The following is a 17,878-nucleotide window of genomic DNA, read 5'->3' as shown; positions in this document are numbered from 1 at the left end:
GACCCAAGGCATCAGCGGATCATAGGTAAAATTTAGAAACGGGTTTGAGCTTGATGCTGAGTTCATACCTGTTAGCGTGATATCGCGGATATGTAGATTAAAACCGTCAGCTGCGGCGTATTTTCTTTGCCCTAAAGCCGATACCAAACCTCGCTAGCGCAAATAAAAGAAGGCGTTTAGCTTATTTACCGTTATTATTCCCGCAGTTTTGTCGAGCAGCAGATTTTACGGCTAATATTTAATGGCTCTGTTTGGAGGCTTTAGGCCCTTAAGATTTAAGATCTAAGCATCACGAGTAACAAGGCTTAACGCCCTATGCTATTGCCGTAACAACGTCAGTGGCTCATGACTTCATAACTTGAGTGATTTCTCTAATCGCGAGTTTTAGTAGCGAATTGAGTCACTCGTTTAACAACTCAAAACCGTAAACTAATACAGTAAAATCAGCCAATAGGGCTGAACTTGGAATTCCCATGATTGAAGAGCAACAGAACAACCCATTACACGGCCTTAAACTCGAGACAATGATCACTGAGTTAGTCGATTTTTATGGCTGGAAAATTTTATACGCGGCATTAAAGCTAGGTTGCTTTAACACCAACCCGACCATTGAGGCCTGTATTATTTTCCTCAAGAAGACTGAGTGGGCGCGGGAGAAAGTGGAAAACTTTTACCTGTATCGATTCAAGCGTATGCCTAAAGCCGTCGGTGAGCAGTTTGACCTTAAGCCACGCGAACGAGGTTTTGCTTCAGGTATCGCGCCGCGTAAACCGATGGAACTCACCATAGAATCTATCGCTAAAATGCAGGCACAAGCCAGCGCCGAGTACGAAGCGGGTAATAAACGTCCTAACTCTGGTTATGGCTCAGGTAAGAGCTTTGGTAATGGTTCAGGTAAAAGCTCAGGCAAAAAACCTACGGGGGGACGTGGCACCGGCTCTGGATATGGTTCATCGAATAGCAACTCACAGCGCCGCAGCGAACCCCGAAACGATTTAAAAATGGCTGAGCGTTCAGGACCAAGCCCATCGACGGATGACAACGATCCGTGGGGCACTAAACGCGGCTAATCCCATGTCTGCCGAATTGAGTGGGCATGGTTTTTCACAGGCGTTAGTTTTACATTCGTTATTTACAGTGACGAGCCTCAGCTTGCTATTTTCGTACCCGTAAAAAATTAGCTCTGGTATGAGTTAGCTTTTGTAAGAGTCGTTTTGAAGTCATGGCTCTAGTTGTATGATAGAACATCTGATTTATCGCCTGATTTAAAGAGAAGAGGTTAGCTGTTGAATACAGCTAACCTCTTTTTTATGATTAACTATTCACTTTATTGCATTGAGGTGAGAAAAATCTCGGGGATTATAGTTTTAGACTTGCATATATAGTGCATAACCAGTTAATTCATCAATTTGCAATCAGATGTGCCGGTTGCTCATTTTTAGGACCAATACCAGCGCCTTCTCTAACACCTGTGCTTTATACTTTGTGCCTTTTGTTCATCTTAGTCTGCTAAATGCCAAGAGTTAACGTCAAGGTGTTTGACGATACAACTCCAAGATAACCATTTAAATGTTTGATTCTCATCGGGTAAGTAGTTTTAGCCGTCTTGCTCCACCAGCGTTCCCTGTTGCCAAACGCCGCTGCCGACTTGCAGATGCGTAACGGCCAAACCATCGGTTTCGGCGCTGCCGTCATTCAGCGCCAAGGGATATGTCAATCACTACTATATGCGAACTGCGGTTAGGCTTAGCGGCTGGTATTCGTTTGTGTCTAATGCGGGATAACTTAAGTTTGCCCGAGATGGATTTAAACTTTGGCCAACTCGCTGATACTTGCTGATGAGACCCGTTTACTCAAAGCACGCTATAACTTGGCGAGACCTGCGCAAGATGCTCACAGTATTCTTCTTTATGCTTCAGCGACGCCAGTGATTATAGGCGTTCCTTTAAACGCTGGACGGCCCATTACCCATTTATTTTCGCAGTTGGCTTGCTTAAGCCATAAGCTATTAAAACTATCCTAGTTATATCTCTAAGCTGATACTGTCGCGGTTTGCCTATTCCAAACGTGAATAACCATGCGTAAAAAACGTGGTTCAGTGAGAAAAATCCCGAGGGTTATATCCCATATTTTGAATATTTAGCGCATAAATAATCAATTTGGCGTTTTATGGCCTTTGCTGGTGAATCTTATATTTTATGCGGTTTTATAGGGGGTTCTGTTGATTGCAGTTTTATCTATGATGCAATGATTTAACCGAACGAATAACTAGACACTTTTTTCCATCGCTTTTTTGACTGTGCCATGGTCTCAGATAAACAATGGCATTTATACTCGTTTTCCTATTGCAAAAAACGTGGTGAATAAAAGGCTGAGATGGAGGAACTGAGTGATGAGTGACGAAAAAATCACTGGACTTTATTTCATCGAGAAACTTCAACGCATTTGGATTACTTTTACATTTAGACATCCAGAGCCAGTAGATGACATCGACCATAAGACGTATATGGAGCTGCTAGATAAAATAAAAAATTCAGATGGAACGCGATATGATTTGTACACCTATCTCCTATCAAAGCAAAACAAGTGCACAGACATTCTCCAATTTCTTAAAACACACCCGCAGTGAGAATAATTTATCTCAAGAAGATTTATGTAGTCTGCTCAGGCAAAAAAGCTGCCTGTTCGATATGTTAGACTCCATCACTATTAGCCGTTGGGAGCGGGGCGTTAACATTCCATCCCTAGCTAAACAGTCTGAAATCGTTGAAATATTTGGCTCTGAACTGTTTGATATTTATCGGGAGGATAAGAAATTCATCAACGAAGGTTTAGCGTTAATTAACCTTTTTGCATCGACCATAGAACGCAGTGATCATCCGTACTACCGTAATACTCCTTATCGTGTCGAGTTTATCGAAAGCCACCATCAAAACTTTATGACCCTGCTGCAACTTAGCTTGGTTTATGAAAGTAACCCGCGTTTATCCTTTGTGAGCCGTAAGTTATCTCAACCTTTTTTTCGTGGACTCTCATTGGTGGTGGCTTTTAGCTTTGGGGATCAAATCATTGGACACAGTCTATTCTGCCGCACTCAAGGCAAAATTGCCCTCGAATTTATGAATGATGAGGTGGACTTGTTTGAGGTCATTAACCATAACAGTCAAGCTTTGCCAGATACCTTAATGGTGTTCTCCTCCTTTGGCGTAACGCCTTATATTGAAAATTATATGATGTCTGTTTATCTCAATGAATTGGCCACGAGTCGCTCACTTAAGTTTTTGAGTTTTAATATCTGTGATGAGTCACTAAAACGAAAATTGACGCAATTTAAGTTGCCCATATTTAAAGTTAGAACGATAGAAGGCGGCTTCAAACCAGTCAAAAACTATTCGTTTTTCTCCAGTCGCACAGAAGTCATGGCGAATCGTAATTTACTCAAGCTTTCTGTTATCCCTACATCCAAATCCCAGACGATCGATCCCATTTTCTTTATGCAGTTAGAGAGCAATATATGAATATTCTCATCATAGATGATCAACGCTTTATTAGAGAAACCATGAAAGCTGATATCCATAAGTACTTAGCAGAGGACAATGTGGAAATCTATGAAGCCAGTAATGGTAATCAAGGAATTGAACTGATCTTAGCTGTAGAGGCAAAACTTGATTTAGTCATTTTAGATTTAAAAATGGATCAAGGTGACGGTATTGCGGTGATTAATATGTTGGCCTCCGAGCCCCGATTTACAGTCATTCCGATTGCGGTGATAAGCTCCTCGGATAAACGGACTTTAGAACTGGTGGATAGCATTATCACGGGTTTGAAACTCAACTTGCTTGGCGTATTTGCTAAACCTATCAATGTGAATGACATTTTAACGCCATTGCTAGACGCCTCCGACGATAGAAACCGTGTCCATCAAGATGAGTCTATCGTGCAAGACATGGCGGCGAATATCAATGTGCGGCAATTACTCAAAAATGAACAATTAATTTTGTGTTATCAACCTAAGATTAACCTTAAAACAAAGGAGATCATCGGTTTTGAAGTGCTTTCGCGGCTTTGCGATCAATCCAATGGCTATATTTATCCCGACGTTTTTTTGCCACTGGTGAATCAGCAGGGGCTAAATAGCTTGTTTTCGCGGATGGTTATTTCCCAAGCATTGCAATGTTGGTCGCGCCAGCCGTTATTAATGGCGTTTGCCTTGTCGATTAATATTACCGCAGATGATTTGACCTGTGATGAACTCATTGAGTACATCATCGAATGTGGTCGTGAGTATAAACAAATCCATTTGATTTTAGAGCTCACCGAATCACAGGAAATCATTAACCAAGATAGAGTGCTTAACTCAATTGCACGGCTGATCATCAATAATATTGATATTTCCCTCGATGATTTCGGTAAAAGTTATTCTACCTATGATCGTCTTGATGCCATTCCCTTTAAAGAGATCAAAATTGATAAAAGTTTTGTTTCCGATATGGATATCAATCACCAACATTATCTCATCGTAGAGTCCACCATCGCGCTTGCGCAGAAGATGCACGTAAAGGTGGTTGCTGAAGGCGTTGAGACAAGTGCAATAGAGTTAATTCTCTCTGAGTTGGGGTGTGATGTTGCCCAAGGTTATTTGTACAGCCCCCCGATTGAAGGTCGCTATCTTATTGATTGGATTGCTCAATATAATAGGAGTGCCTAATGTATGAATGCTAATACTGAGTTACCAAAGGCCTTATCTGTATTCTTTGAGCAATACGGCCAAGAACAGCAATCGCGACTGCGATTGACACTGATTGCTGAATTACAGCGAATGCGACTTGAGCTAGAACAATATGAGTCCTCTGACAGTATTGAAGGGCTGAAACATCAATTTACGGGTATTGCGCGTTACTTGCAGCTTAAAGATATGCTGTCTGTCATGGATGTTTGCGAGCGAGAGCTGTTTGAATATCAGTTATGCAGCTTGCTAAAGGCCGTAATGGATTACGCTAATGAGCTTTAAATATAGCGCTTGTATCAATATGTTCAGTGGCTTATGGGTCACTCTGTTGGTGCTGTGGTTAACCTTGTCCCACTCACGTTATGAATTTGACTCCATTTACAATAAAAAAGCAGAAGCGGTTTTTACTTCTTCACGGGATATGTTCTTACAACATGAAATTATGTTGGATGCGCTAAAATCGTTTTTTTATGCTTCGAGTGAGGTAACGTCACAGGAATTTGAGGTTTTTGCTAAGGACTTACTGAAGATCAAATCTGCTGTCGCTTTTACACTGACCCCCGAACTTGAACTGGCCTATATCTCTGATCAGACAATGGCGCCAGAACTTAAGCCACTTAAATTAGTCAAGAATAGTAAAGGGGAACTTCAGGCTAGCCTTGCCGATTACACGTTAGCGGTTGTTAATATCGATGGGCCTAATACGCTTTATTTAGTCTATGCCATTTCTCATCAGCGGATATTAGCGCGGATTGAGCAGGAGCAGGGTGTATGTATTAGCTATCAATTTGAACAATCGTTATTGCAAAGTTCATCCTGTAACCATGAGTTTTCCACAGGCATATTTTCAATGTTTAGCTACACAGATAGCCGAACTTTGGATATTCCTGGATACCAAACCCGGGTAAATTTACGCATAGAATATCAAGTGCCACAAAAAGAGGTTGTCGAGCTAATCGTGATTATCTTACTGATTGCTTCTCTTGGTATTACTCTGTCTTTTCTTTTGTACTTTAAGTCTAAAAATCAGCATATTGTAGAGCAGATTAAGCTCGATAATCGATCTAGATTAGCAGTACTTTCCAGCATAAATCATGAGATCCGCACTCCTATCAATGCCATTCTTGGCTACAGTCGCATGTTAAAAAAAGCGCGCTCACAACCACAAAAACTGGACGAAATTATCGATAAAATGACCTGGTCAGCTAACTTACTTTACTCGGTTGCCGAAAATACGTTGAATTACAGTAAGGCTGAAGCTGGGCAGTTAAAATTGAATCGGCATTTAGTCAATTTGCACGAATATCTGAGTAATATTGAGGATTACTATCGTGCTTTTAGTGCGACATCGGGTAAACGTTTACAGGTTGTCGTGAATGAGTCTCTGCCGAAGTTTATCGAGCTCGATGGGACTAAGTTATTCCAACTCATGACGAACATTATCAATAATGCCTTTAAATACAGTACGGGTAGCGAAGTGCATTGTTATATGGACTTACGTCTTAAACGTAACCATAAAGACCATAGTCCTATGCTTAGGGTACTGATCCGCGATTTTGGCGAGGGAATGTCAAAGGAAGCGCAGCGCGCTTTAGTTGATCCCTTTATGCACGCATCTAACTCATATACAACAACATCGGGCATGGGATTAGGACTCTATACTTGTAATCGATTGCTTGAGCAGGTTGGCGGTAAGTTTATGTTGCGCAGTCAAAAGGGCAAAGGCACCACAGTGCTGTTACATTTTCCCTGCCAACTTACCGAGGTGAAAGAACGATTAACGATTCAATATGATCAACAAAAAGTGTTAATCATAGATGATAATCTGTTTAACCTTGAGATTTGCAAAGCCATGCTAGAGCACTATCATTTTCAAACCTTCAGTGTTGATAACGCAGCGCAAGCACTTAAGATGTTGATTCACTCATTGCCACATATTGTTATTGTGGATTACCGTTTACAAGATATGAATGGCTTGCAACTTATCAAACAGATGCAACAAACATTACAAAACCTTGCCAGTGATACCCAGTTTGAGCATCACTGTCGCTTCTTTTTGCTTTCAGCTAATGATAGCGATGATATTCCTGAGTTAGCATTATTCCCTGAGGTACATTTCATGCAGAAACCTTTTAGTGCTGAAATATTTCTCAGTAAATTGGCCGTAAAATCGTAAATTATCAAAGCATTGGATCTGGTTTTTAAAGCTTATTTGCCGAATGTGTGGGATTTACATCGCGGTAGAGTCAATCCCGTTGCGGTAATATGGGGGTAAAGACAAAGACGCTGTGATTAGTGTAGAACGCTGCTAATCTAAACATGTCGGAGATCTTCTCTAAAAGCGTCATTGCTAGGAATAATCGATGGAAAAAGAATCTCTTGAGTCTGTTTACCCCTTTTTAACCGAAGCCTTACGGCTAAGCGAGAATGGCCTCGCTGTTTTGGACAAGCACAATCATTTTATCTTTTATAACCATACCTTTGCGAAAATGTTTGGTTTTGTTGCTCAAGACATGGCTGGCCGGCATTTTGACGACATGATGCACTTTGCCTTTACCCATAAGCAAGGGCCTAAAATTGATCATGAAACCATAGAGGAATGGCTTGAACTTATTCATGCGAATCAACGTAAATCAGCTTTTCGACGTTTTGAAGTGGATCTGGTCGACGGTAGCTGGTTGCAACTTTCTGAGCAGGTTTATCACAATGGCGATATGGTCATTGTTTGCACCGATATTACCCAGTTAAAACAGGTCGAATTTGCCCTAAGGAATGCGCAGACTGAGTTGAATCGACTCGCACTCACCGATGAATTAACCGGTATTGCCAATCGACGGCATTTTTTCCAGCAGTTAGAGCATGAAATCAAACGCTTGAGTCGTCTACAGTTACCTTTGTGCCTTGTCATGATGGATATCGATTATTTTAAACTCGTTAATGATCGCTATGGACATCAAGTGGGTGACAAGATACTGCAGCATTTTACCCAATTTATCAGTGCTCGCACGCGCCCATACGATATCTTTGGTCGCTTCGGCGGTGAGGAATTTGCGCTATTACTGCCAGAAACGTCGGTCGATGTCGCGCAGAAAATTGTGACGCGTATGATGTTAGCGCTTGCGAATGAAGATATTTCAGCGATAGTCGCCGATTTTCACTATCAATTTTCGGCAGGAGTGAGTGCGTTAACACCTATAATTACTCATCATGCCATCGAAGAAAACAGCGGTATTTTAGCGCTTCAGTCTGTGCCTTCACCGATTGAAATCGGGAGTCAGTGCCGTTCAGATGCTGAAAAGCTGGTGGCCGAGGCCGATAAAGCCTTGTATCACGCTAAAACGACGGGGCGAAATCGTGTCGTGGTTTGGGATGATGTGATATTAACGGCTAAAGCTTAGCTAACCCAATGGTTGACGAAATCTAAGCATCGCGATAACAAACCAAGAGTAAGCGCTGCTTGGCTCCTATTCTTAACTTGATATTGCACTCAATACAGCGTTTTGTTCCTGTGCATTTTCACCTAAAATAGCCAGCTTAATTTGTCTCTCACTGCCATAGGGTTCAAGGTAAGTCGTGTTAATTAATCAGCAATATAACCGCCATGGACCCGATTATCGATTTGGAGAACAAATCACTTTTCTTGATATTAAACAAACCTTTGGTTTTAGCCATGTCCGTGTTGGCCGCTGGGTGACGCGGGATGAATCGCGCATTGCTGCGGATTTAGTGTTTGATTCGCTCGCCGATCTGGCCTTTATATTAAAATTGCCACCTTTGACTTTAGGGCTGCGGGAAACCGTCAGCCTGGCCTTTGGTCATGGCGGTCAAAAGGGCGTTCAGGCCCATTATGCACCCGCGACCCGAGAGTTGGCATTGGCTAAAAATGCAGGTGCAGGTGCTTTAGCCCATGAGTTTTGGCATGCGTTTGACCATTATATTGCCGCTAAATCATTCAAACCTACTAATAAGCGGTTTCAGTGTGCGAGCGATCTTTGGCTATCCGATCTGCCCATCATAGAGCATCCATTAAATGCTCGATTATCTGAGATCTTCAAAGTGACATTGTTGAGTGGACAGGGTGATGAGCCCCATGATTATGTTCGCCGAGCGATTGCATTAGATAAAAAACATGGGATGCAGTACTTCTCTCGGCCAACGGAGATGATGGCGCGAGCATTTGAAGCCTGTATTGAATCCTATACTGATATTTCGAATCCGTATTTAGTGTCGGGAACCCGTTTTTCAGCGATGGCAAAGGAGGGGGCTTATCCCGATGAGGCCCACAGACAAGTGATTTTTCAGGCACTGATCAATTACTTTGAACCGCTGGGGATCGCATTGGGTAAAAATCCCCTTAACTAGGGTGTGTTGACGTTTTGAGTCATGCATTTGAACAGAGGTTAATTTAGCGTCGCTAGAGGGCAAGGCAAAATGTAAAACGACATTCGCCTTAGGTGTTTTGAATGCGAATGGCAGTGGACAGGGGAAGGTCACGAGCCGTTTGAAAGCTCGTTGCCAATCAAGCTCGCGTGCTTAGTCGACAACGTTTGCCAACAATAGGCCAAACTATGGCGAATCGCATCAAGATATTGAGATGCCTGAGTATCCATTAAATACCAATTGCTGGGTTTTGATTCTGGCATGTGGTTGAAAAATAAAGCTTCAGTATTGATGAGCTGGCTAGGATGAGCAAATTGCTGCCAAATGTTGATGGGGGTATGCGCCAGTGTGATTAGCCATTCAAGTTGCATCTGCCGCGTGGCTGGATTTAGTGCATCTGCGATTAATGAATTCGACTCCTGTAAACGCTCAAGCAAATCAAAGGGATTATCTGCGTTTATCCTAGGTGCGACTTGGCATGGTTGCATTTGGTTTATTGCGGATAGGCGAGGTAAAAATACGGACGCTAAGCTAAATTCAGGCCAGTCGAGCGATGGTACCAAAGCCTGGGCAATCCGTCGTTCGCCTAACCAATTATGCACCATGCAAGGTAAGTGGTCTTCAAGCGGTAAATCACTTGGTCTTGATAAACTCGGAAACAGCGACATCCGCTGCACTTGCACATGCTGAGACAATTGCTGCATCAATACTATTGTGGTTAAGCCAGATGAAGGCCAGCAACCAAGCTGAGGCGTTAATTCAATCGCAACTTGTGTCAAGGCTTGGGTAAGCAGACCACTTTGTGGATGACCTTGTACTACAAAAGCATATTTTGATTCAGCAAAACCACCGTTGGCGATATTTACTATCTGATTATTTGCATTGCTGTTTTCAGCCCATTGAGTACCGTTAAAAATAAATGTCGTACCTGTGGTCGCAGGTTGCCAATCGCCAGAAGCATTACCAATAATGGTCACTTGCTCAAAGGCAAGGGTGCCCGCTAGAGCTTGCAGATCTAATTTAGCATGTGGCATCTGCAAATGTTGATGCATGTGGGTGTGAGACTTAGGCATAGGCGGAACATCTGTTTTACGAACTCAAAATGGACTTCATTGTAATGGATTATCCCCCTGAGCCCAAAGGGTTAATCCATTGAAGTTTACCTGATGCTGTTTTAACGCAGGATAGTTTAGCTTTAGGTATACCGCGCATAAAAGTGATGCGCGGTATTGGCGATTAACAATTAGACTAAAAATTATAGCTCAGGCTAAGTTCGACATTTCGCGGTTCGCCGAAAAAACCTTGATTGTAGAAATCGATACTAGAGTAGTACTTTTCATCAAACAAGTTTCGAATATTCAAACGAACAATCGCATCATCAGTGAGTTGATAACTTGCCATAAGATTGGTAAGGAAATAACTGGCTTGTTCAGAGCTTTCGCCGTTAGGCCCCGCGTTTTCTACATAAATCTTGCTCTGCCAGCTTAAGTTGCCACCTAATGTGAGATCTTCTAGAGCGCCATCAAAGTGATAGAGCGAAGATAAGCGTACTAAGTTTTTAGGCAAATGTGTGCCAAAGGCCGAACCATCGGCTTTTTCAGATTCACTGTAGGTGTAACTGAAGTACAGATCCCAATCCTCTGTGGGTCTACCCGTTAGTTCCATTTCAAAACCACGGTTACTGGTGCCATCCACAGCGCGCATTGGAAAGCTACCATCAGGAAGTGGGTCTTTAATGTTAGGATCTTTTTCCGCCACATTTTCCTTTTGAACTTTAAACACTGCAACACTGGCGGTGAGTTTTTCGTCGAAAAAATCGGCTTTACTGCCAAGTTCAATATTATTGCCAGTTGTCGGGTCTAAGCGTTTGTTATTAGCATCTTTGGCATCTTGAGGCTGAAAAATCTCAGTGTAACTGGTATAAATCGACACACTGTCACTGATATCGTAAATCAATCCCGCATACGGCGTAATGACATCATTGTGCTCATAACCTGGATCGACTTTATATTGGCTGATACGGCTTCCTAACAGCAGTGTGACCTGATCGTGCAAATTGAGTTGGGTAGCAATATAGGCACCTTTTTGGATCTCTTCAGTCTCTTCATTGGTGGGAATCGATGGATAATTTGGCTCTGCAATCGAGCCATCCCACTCAAAGAAATTGCCTACGCTTAAAACATCTGTGGTGTAGTAAGAGTCGGCGCTAATATCTTGTTTTGAATAGAGTAGCCCGGTTGTTAGTTTATGTTCTCGACCCAATAGTTCGAATGGCCCTGAAGCAAATATTCGCGCCGCATCTTGCTTACGGGTTGATTGGTAAATCATAGGCAATGCACTCATCCCCAAACCTGTGATTTTATCTGGGGAGCCATATAAATATAGCAAGTGCCCATCCATCTTATCCTCACGATGTTCTATGTCGAGTTTGAGTTCCCAGTTATTATCAAAGTTGTGTTCTAAAGTAGAAAAAACGTTCGCACCATGGCGTTTCCAACTAGACCAAGATGCTGCAGTGGTCGTCGAACGGGGAAGGTCACTCGCTAAACTGCCGTCGGCATAAAACAGTGGCAGCGCTCCCCAAGTGGAGCCTTTAGGATCGCGGTCACTATAGTCCGCGCCCAAAGTGAATAATGTGCTATCACTTAATCTTGCAGTAACGACGCCATAAATTTGCAGATTTTCATCTTCGGCTAGATCGGTAAAACTATCTGATTTTTCATAGGCGGCGGCAAAACGTGCTTGGACATCGGCATCTTCTGTTATGTCAACTGAACTATCACCTTCTACACGATAACTGTCCCATGAACCTACTTTTGCACTGAGGTAACCCCCTGGTGAAGATTTTGGACGTTTACGAATGAGGTTGATGGCGGCCGAGGGTTCTCCTGCACCCGTTAATAATCCTGTTGCACCACGAACCACTTCTACTCGATCGAAGATAACCGTATCGGTCGAAGCATCATTGAAGAAACTAGAATAGTTAACAGGCACACCATCAAATTGGAAGTTAGTGATTGGATTACCACGGGCGCTGAAAAAGTAGCGGTTAGTTTCTGCTTTCTGTGCAGAAATACCCGGTGTTAAAAACATTAAGTCAGCAACATTGTTAAGAGAAAAACTCTGAATAAATTCTTGATCTATAATCGTCACTGACTGCGGTGTTTCTCTCAGTGTTAAAGGTAAGCCTGTTGCTGTAGCAGCTTTATCTAAACGACTACCTTTAATACTGATCACTTCGATATTGGCGTCTGCGTCTGATTGAGTTTCGTCGGCGTAGGAACTCGGCGCTAACAATAGGCTCGAAATGAGCGCTGCTAACAAGGTTTTATCCATCATGATTCCCCATCATAGTATTTTGTGACCGGCATTCTAATTGAAAACAATTCCCAGTACATCGTATTGATAACAATTTGCATTACCTTTACACTCGCGAAATACGATAAGTGTTAGGAAAGTCACAAATGGCGAAGATCAGTAACCGATTCTGGTTTATGTTGCATGGTTGGGTGTCGCTCCCAATTTGGTTGTTATTTTGTTTTATCTGCTTGACGGGGACGATTGCGGTACTGAGTCATGAGATCACTTGGTTAACGAATCCTGCATCGAGGGCGTTGAACCCTAATGATTTACCCGTAAAACCGGTTAGTGAATTGATGACGATTGTTGAGGAAGCCTACCCAAGTGCGGCAGTCTCTGGCGCTATGACCCTAGAACCTTATATGGTCAATGTGATCATGTTCAGTGACGCGGATAAACCCTATGCCATGGCCTATGTCAATCAATACACAGGTGAGATCCAACAGATTAATGAAGGCATGACATTTGCCGGCTTTATCAGATCTTTGCATGCTTGGTTATTATTTCCTTGGCAAAGCGGTTACAGCTTGGGCTATTACCTTGTCTGTTCGATGGCGCTGTTTATGCTCGCGTCTTTAGTGACGGGACTCATTGTTTATAAACGTTTTTGGCGAAGTTTTTTTGCTCCGAAATTGCGAGTGAGTCAAGGTAAAAAGACACTATTGGCCGATTTGCATAAATTGTCTGGTGTGTGGTCTATTTGGTTTATCGCGATTATGGCCGTTACCGGATTATGGTATTTAGTCCAAGCCATTTTTTGGCATGCAGATATTGATATCGAGCCACATGCGCCATTGGTTGCTGCTGAGCAATTGCCCTTTATCCAAAAGGGTGATGTGAATCCCGTTGATCCAAGCGTGTCATTTGCACAAGCCTTAACATTAGCGCAAACGCACTTTCCAGACTTTCAACCAAGCTATGTGATGAAACCAGAGCATAATCGTGACATGTATCATCTGAGTGGTAGCGGCGATCACATTTTTTACGATCAGTATTCTTACAACCTCAGCATTAACCCTTGGACGGGGGAGATTGCAAAAACGGCATCACCCGAGACGATGACAGGAATACAAACGCTAATGCATATCGCAGATCCTTTGCATTACGGTACCTTCGGTGGTATCTGGACAAAAATCATTTGGTTTATTTTTGGGGTGATCCTATCGGGTATGTCAATCACGGGATTTATGATGTGGGGACTGCGTAATGTGCGTGCAATTAAAAAAATGGAATCCCCCAGTACTGTGGCAGATAGGTTAGAGGAGGTACGTTAATGGCTTTCATTCATTCAACTTTTTGGCAAAAAAATAAATATAAACTGAGTGGGTTTATTCTATTGCTCCCCCTATTGTTTTTGTATCAGTCGCTAACACCTACATTTCCACCGGCCTGGCAGGCTCAAGAGTTAGGTGAATTTAAAATAGCCCCTTTACCCTTAGATCTAAAAGCACCCTATGTGCATCATGATGACTATGTGAAAGATTTTATGTTGGTTTTTGAAAAAGGTGAGGTAGGCAATATACGCCAAGGCTATGCCAATATTGGAACGCAGGCTTTGCCAATAGCAGATTTACAGCGCAGCGAGAATGGTATTTTACACGGTAATAAGCATGGCCAACACGTACACGCCATCGCAACTAAGACGCTAACCTCCGCCGATAGTCTGTGGATATCGATTGAGAATTGGCAAGGTGAGTGGCAAGTGGCAAAGTGGCCTCTGCCTGCCGAGCTAATAGTACAGACACACTGATGAGATAAAAACTAAACACTAATGGCGATCCTATGGAGTAATAATCTCAGGGTCGCTTTTAGTGGCGTAGATTAAGAATGATTAACCGAATACGGGTAAAGAATAACCTTTTTCACCGTAAACGCTCACTTTTGAAGGCATAAACACAACGGGGACGTTTATTCCTCATTAATAAATGATGAATTTGTTATATACATCACCAAAATACAAATGAAAGTGATTCGCAATAGTGTTACCGTATGTTCATCCTAAATAAACTCCCTAAATTACTATGCGCTTTTATCTACTACCTCTCGCGTCTGCCATTACTTTGGCATTAAACCCTTTGTCAGTCTTGGCTGCAGAGCTGTCTTCTGTTGCAGATGCAAATGATCAAAATATTGAAAAAATCACAGTGATGGGCAAGTACACTGTGAGTCGAACTATTGATACCGCCACAGGTTTAGGGCTGTCACTGCAGGAAACGCCACAGTCAGTGAGCATCTTGACCGCTGAACGGATCCAGGATCAGGCACTCAATACCGTTGTTGATGTGGTTAATAACACAGTAGGTTTGTCTTCATCTAAAACAGATAACGTTCGAAATGGCTTTATGGCCCGTGGTTTTGCGGTTCAGAATTACCAGATCGATGGCGTACCTTTATCTTGGAGTTTGGGGGGCGATGCAGGTGAGACTGTGTCAGATATCTCTCTGTACGAGCGTGTAGAGGTGGTGCGTGGTGCAACAGGCTTACTAACGGGAGCAGGGGATCCTTCTGCTTCAATCAACCTAGTGCGCAAACATGCCGACAGTGACGAACTTAAGGGCTATGTTGATGTTGCTACGGGTAGCTGGGATAAAAAACAAGTTACCGCAGATGTTTCTAATGGCCTCAACGACAGTGGCAGTGTGCGCGGTCGCATGGTCGCTAAATATGTCAATAGCGATTCTTATCAGGATCTTTATCAAGACCGTAAGTCCATTCTTTACGGCGTAATTGATTCAGACATTACTGACAACACTATGCTGCGCGTCGGCGGTAGTTACAATAACAACAACCCCAAAGGAGCGATGTGGGGTGCGTTACCAGCAGTATTCAGCGATGGTTCGGCTACTGATTGGGATGTTTCTACTACAACAGCGGCAGATTGGAGCCGTTGGGAAACGACTAACATCAACTATTTTGCTAACTTGAACCATTATTTCAGCAATGGTTGGCAGTTGGTGGCGAACTATAATCGCATGGAATATGAAACCACCACCAAAATGATCTATATGTCTGGCTTGCTGAATAAAGAAACCGGTGCAGGTTTGAGCGGTCAGCGTTATCACAGCCATGGTGAAAGTAACTCTGATAATTTCGATTTTCAGTTGAAAGGCGATTACCAACTCTTTAACCGTGAGCATCAATTTGTGACTGGTGCCTTATACAGCAAACAGAAATCCTATGCTGATACTTATGAACCCATCCGTGAGAATATGACGGGCTGGGACTCAAAGGCAGTTGAAAACTTTTATGATTGGCAAAGCAACGCCTTTGAAGAGCCTGAATGGTCAACAAACGCCAATCGTCAGTTAAATATGGATACCGAGCAGAAAGGTTTCTACGCAGCAACTCGGCTAACAATTACCGATGATTTAAAAGTGATTGCAGGTGGCCGTATTTCTAGTTGGAACCGCGAAGGGGTCAGCTATGGTACTGATACCAACTTTGGTGATGATGGCGTGTTCGTTCCTTATGTTGGCGCCTTGTATGACATAAACGAAGAGCATCGTGTTTACGCTAGTTATACCGAAATATTTAATCCGCAGAACAGTAAGAATATTAACGGTGATTATTTAGAGCCACTCGAAGGTAAAGCCTATGAAATCGGTTTAAAAAGCGCTTATCTGGACGACCGTCTACACACCACTGTAGCACTGTTTAAGATTGAACAGGATAATCTGGCAACAGCCGCTGGGACTATCATTGTTGACGGTACTCCAACCACTTATTACAAAGCTGCTCAAGGTACTGAGAGTACAGGCTTTGAGTTAGAAGTGGTGGGGGAGTTTATCGATGGGTGGAATATCACGGCTGGCTATTCGCAGTTTACAGCGGAAGATGCTGACGGGAAAAAAGTGGCGACTACTAGCCCTCGCAAACAGTTTAAACTATTCACAACTTATCAGTTTGTCGATTACCTGTCTGAGTTGACCGTGGGTGGTGGTATTAACTGGCAGAGTGATAGTTACTCTGAAGGGGGGACAGTAAAAATCGATCAGGATACTTACTTTTTAGTCAACCTGATGGCTCGTTATAACCTCACTGACAACATGGATCTGCAACTTAACGTAGAGAACCTATTAGACGAAAAATACTATGCTTATATGTCTGCCTCTGCCTCAATGTCCGAAGCATATAGCGTGTATCATTACGGAACCCCACGTAATGTGACCCTGAGCTTTAATTACCGCTTTTAAATTTTTCGCTAAATAAAAGGAGTAGCCGATTTATCGGCTACTCCTTTTTTATCTTCTATTATTGTTATTCCCAATATTTTGATGGCTTGTTTCGTGCGTATTAACGGCTCAGTACTAATATCGGTAAATATTGGGCTAGCTCACCTATGGTTCGTTCCCAAATCTAATACTGTTATTAACTGAAAGCGGGAAGATGATGCCCTTCAATCTAGTTATGGAAGTGCAACATATTGTATTGGTAGTTTTCCCTCTTTCTTGTGCGCATTGTATTGTCAACAATCAGTGCGGCAACGAACAGAGACAATAGAAAAATATAGGTATACTCATGCCATTAGCCTTATTACAAGGTTGTGGTTTATCGCCAGCTTTTTAAGCGAAAGACCAGATGTTACATAGATTAAGCCGTTATTGGACTGATAAAGTATTTTATGTTGATGACAGACTGTCAATAATTCATATCATCAACAATAGACATCAGCGTTTGACTATTTAGTCAATAATCATTTCAAAACTGCTTTTTTAATGAGAAATAATGCCATTGTAAATATGGGCTTGTTTAGTAAGTTTATTTTCATCAATGCATAGAAAGGTGATTCATTTTTCACAGTAAAGACCAAGGACTCCCGTTTTAAGGAGAATAATATGCAAATAGAAACGCTTTATGATGTTATGCAATGGACTAGAAATATACACCAACAGCTGCATGCATTTGCGGCACATTGCGCACTTACAAATGATAGCGAAAGAAGCGGATTACTGTTGGAGTATATTTCAGCCCACGAGCAAAAAATAGCACTGGTTATCAGACAGTTCGAAGATAATGGCAATAGCAATGCACTTAACACTTATTGTCGGCATTATTATGAAAAAACCGCTATTCCTTTTAACACTATAGGTGAACATCCGTTTAAGAGGATGGATACGGATGAAATAGCGATGGCCACACTTGAGTATCATAAAAATATTGTAGGGCTGTTTGAATATCTACAAAATTGCAGTTCTGCACCTTCCGTAACTGAATTTCTTAGCAATATACTGTCCCTTGAAGAAGCTGAAAAGCGATTGCTGGCACGTAATATGAAACAAATCGATGACTTCTAGTATGTCTGCTAAAAATCATATCCTTGTACCTATTGCTCGGTGTAGCTTCGGTATTTATTCTGTAGTTCAGATATTGAAATCTTGACTTCATGTGGGTAACAAGTAGATCTGCCAT

General features: G+C 42.3%; 13 protein-coding genes. 11 read left to right on the top strand and 2 right to left on the bottom strand.

Going from position 1 to position 17,878, the window contains the following annotated elements:
• Positions 1 to 473 precede the first annotated feature (473 nt).
• From L5M37_RS03980 to L5M37_RS03950, 7 genes are all read left to right on the top strand, one after another.
• A complete protein-coding gene (locus L5M37_RS03980; protein ID WP_263138921.1) occupies positions 474 to 1,070 on the top strand; it encodes a VF530 family DNA-binding protein in 597 nt (198 codons plus the stop codon).
• A gap of 1,479 nt (positions 1,071 to 2,549) precedes the next feature.
• The gene (locus L5M37_RS03975; protein ID WP_263199471.1) at positions 2,550 to 3,518 is read left to right on the top strand and encodes a helix-turn-helix transcriptional regulator; all 969 of its coding nucleotides are present in this window, start codon (positions 2,550 to 2,552) and stop codon (positions 3,516 to 3,518) included.
• The gene (locus L5M37_RS03970) at positions 3,515 to 4,708 is read left to right on the top strand and encodes an EAL domain-containing response regulator (protein ID WP_263180383.1); all 1,194 of its coding nucleotides are present in this window, start codon (positions 3,515 to 3,517) and stop codon (positions 4,706 to 4,708) included. The genes L5M37_RS03975 and L5M37_RS03970 overlap by 4 nt, the downstream gene beginning before the upstream one ends.
• Positions 4,709 to 4,711: 3 nt before the next feature.
• Complete coding sequence (locus L5M37_RS03965) at positions 4,712 to 5,011, top strand: hypothetical protein (RefSeq protein ID WP_263199470.1); 300 nt, start codon at positions 4,712 to 4,714, stop codon at positions 5,009 to 5,011.
• The gene (locus tag L5M37_RS03960) at positions 5,001 to 6,905 is read left to right on the top strand and encodes an ATP-binding protein (protein WP_263199468.1); all 1,905 of its coding nucleotides are present in this window, start codon (positions 5,001 to 5,003) and stop codon (positions 6,903 to 6,905) included. Before L5M37_RS03965 ends, L5M37_RS03960 begins: the two co-directional genes overlap by 11 nt.
• Positions 6,906 to 7,092: 187 nt before the next feature.
• Positions 7,093 to 8,127 (top strand): GGDEF domain-containing protein, encoded by a 1,035-nt coding sequence (locus tag L5M37_RS03955; protein ID WP_263199467.1) that lies wholly within the window; start codon positions 7,093 to 7,095, stop codon positions 8,125 to 8,127.
• 175 nt (positions 8,128 to 8,302) lie between these two features.
• Entirely contained in the window at positions 8,303 to 9,091 is a 789-nt protein-coding gene (locus tag L5M37_RS03950; RefSeq protein WP_263199465.1) for a CLCA_X family protein, read from the top strand.
• 128 nt (positions 9,092 to 9,219) lie between these two features.
• Here the strand turns inward: L5M37_RS03950 and L5M37_RS03945 are convergent, their stop codons facing one another.
• Both L5M37_RS03945 and L5M37_RS03940 read right to left on the bottom strand, forming a co-directional pair.
• Entirely contained in the window at positions 9,220 to 10,182 is a 963-nt protein-coding gene (locus L5M37_RS03945) for a hypothetical protein (protein WP_263199464.1), read from the bottom strand.
• A gap of 175 nt (positions 10,183 to 10,357) precedes the next feature.
• Positions 10,358 to 12,445, bottom strand: coding sequence for a TonB-dependent siderophore receptor (locus tag L5M37_RS03940; protein WP_317630089.1), 2,088 nt, complete (start codon positions 12,443 to 12,445; stop codon positions 10,358 to 10,360).
• A gap of 128 nt (positions 12,446 to 12,573) precedes the next feature.
• Here L5M37_RS03940 and L5M37_RS03935 point away from each other — a divergent pair, with 128 nt between their 5' ends.
• The 4 genes from L5M37_RS03935 (at position 12,574) to L5M37_RS03920 (ending at position 17,763) form a co-directional block, all read left to right on the top strand.
• The gene (locus L5M37_RS03935; protein WP_263199462.1) at positions 12,574 to 13,743 is read left to right on the top strand and encodes a PepSY-associated TM helix domain-containing protein; all 1,170 of its coding nucleotides are present in this window, start codon (positions 12,574 to 12,576) and stop codon (positions 13,741 to 13,743) included.
• A complete protein-coding gene (locus tag L5M37_RS03930) occupies positions 13,743 to 14,219 on the top strand; it encodes a hypothetical protein (protein ID WP_105252512.1) in 477 nt (158 codons plus the stop codon). The genes L5M37_RS03935 and L5M37_RS03930 overlap by 1 nt, the downstream gene beginning before the upstream one ends.
• A 271-nt stretch (positions 14,220 to 14,490) precedes the next feature.
• Positions 14,491 to 16,662, top strand: a complete 2,172-nt coding sequence (locus L5M37_RS03925) for a TonB-dependent siderophore receptor (protein ID WP_263199460.1) — start codon at positions 14,491 to 14,493, stop codon at positions 16,660 to 16,662.
• A gap of 642 nt (positions 16,663 to 17,304) precedes the next feature.
• Entirely contained in the window at positions 17,305 to 17,763 is a 459-nt protein-coding gene (locus L5M37_RS03920; protein WP_263199458.1) for a hypothetical protein, read from the top strand.
• Positions 17,764 to 17,878: the final 115 nt, after the last annotated feature.

Origin of the sequence: Shewanella sp. SM69 (assembly GCF_025653985.1) — a bacterium.
Taxonomy (GTDB): domain Bacteria; phylum Pseudomonadota; class Gammaproteobacteria; order Enterobacterales; family Shewanellaceae; genus Shewanella; species Shewanella oncorhynchi.
The sequence above is the reverse complement of the archived record's forward strand: the minus strand, read 5'-3'. Positions and strand labels throughout refer to the sequence as shown.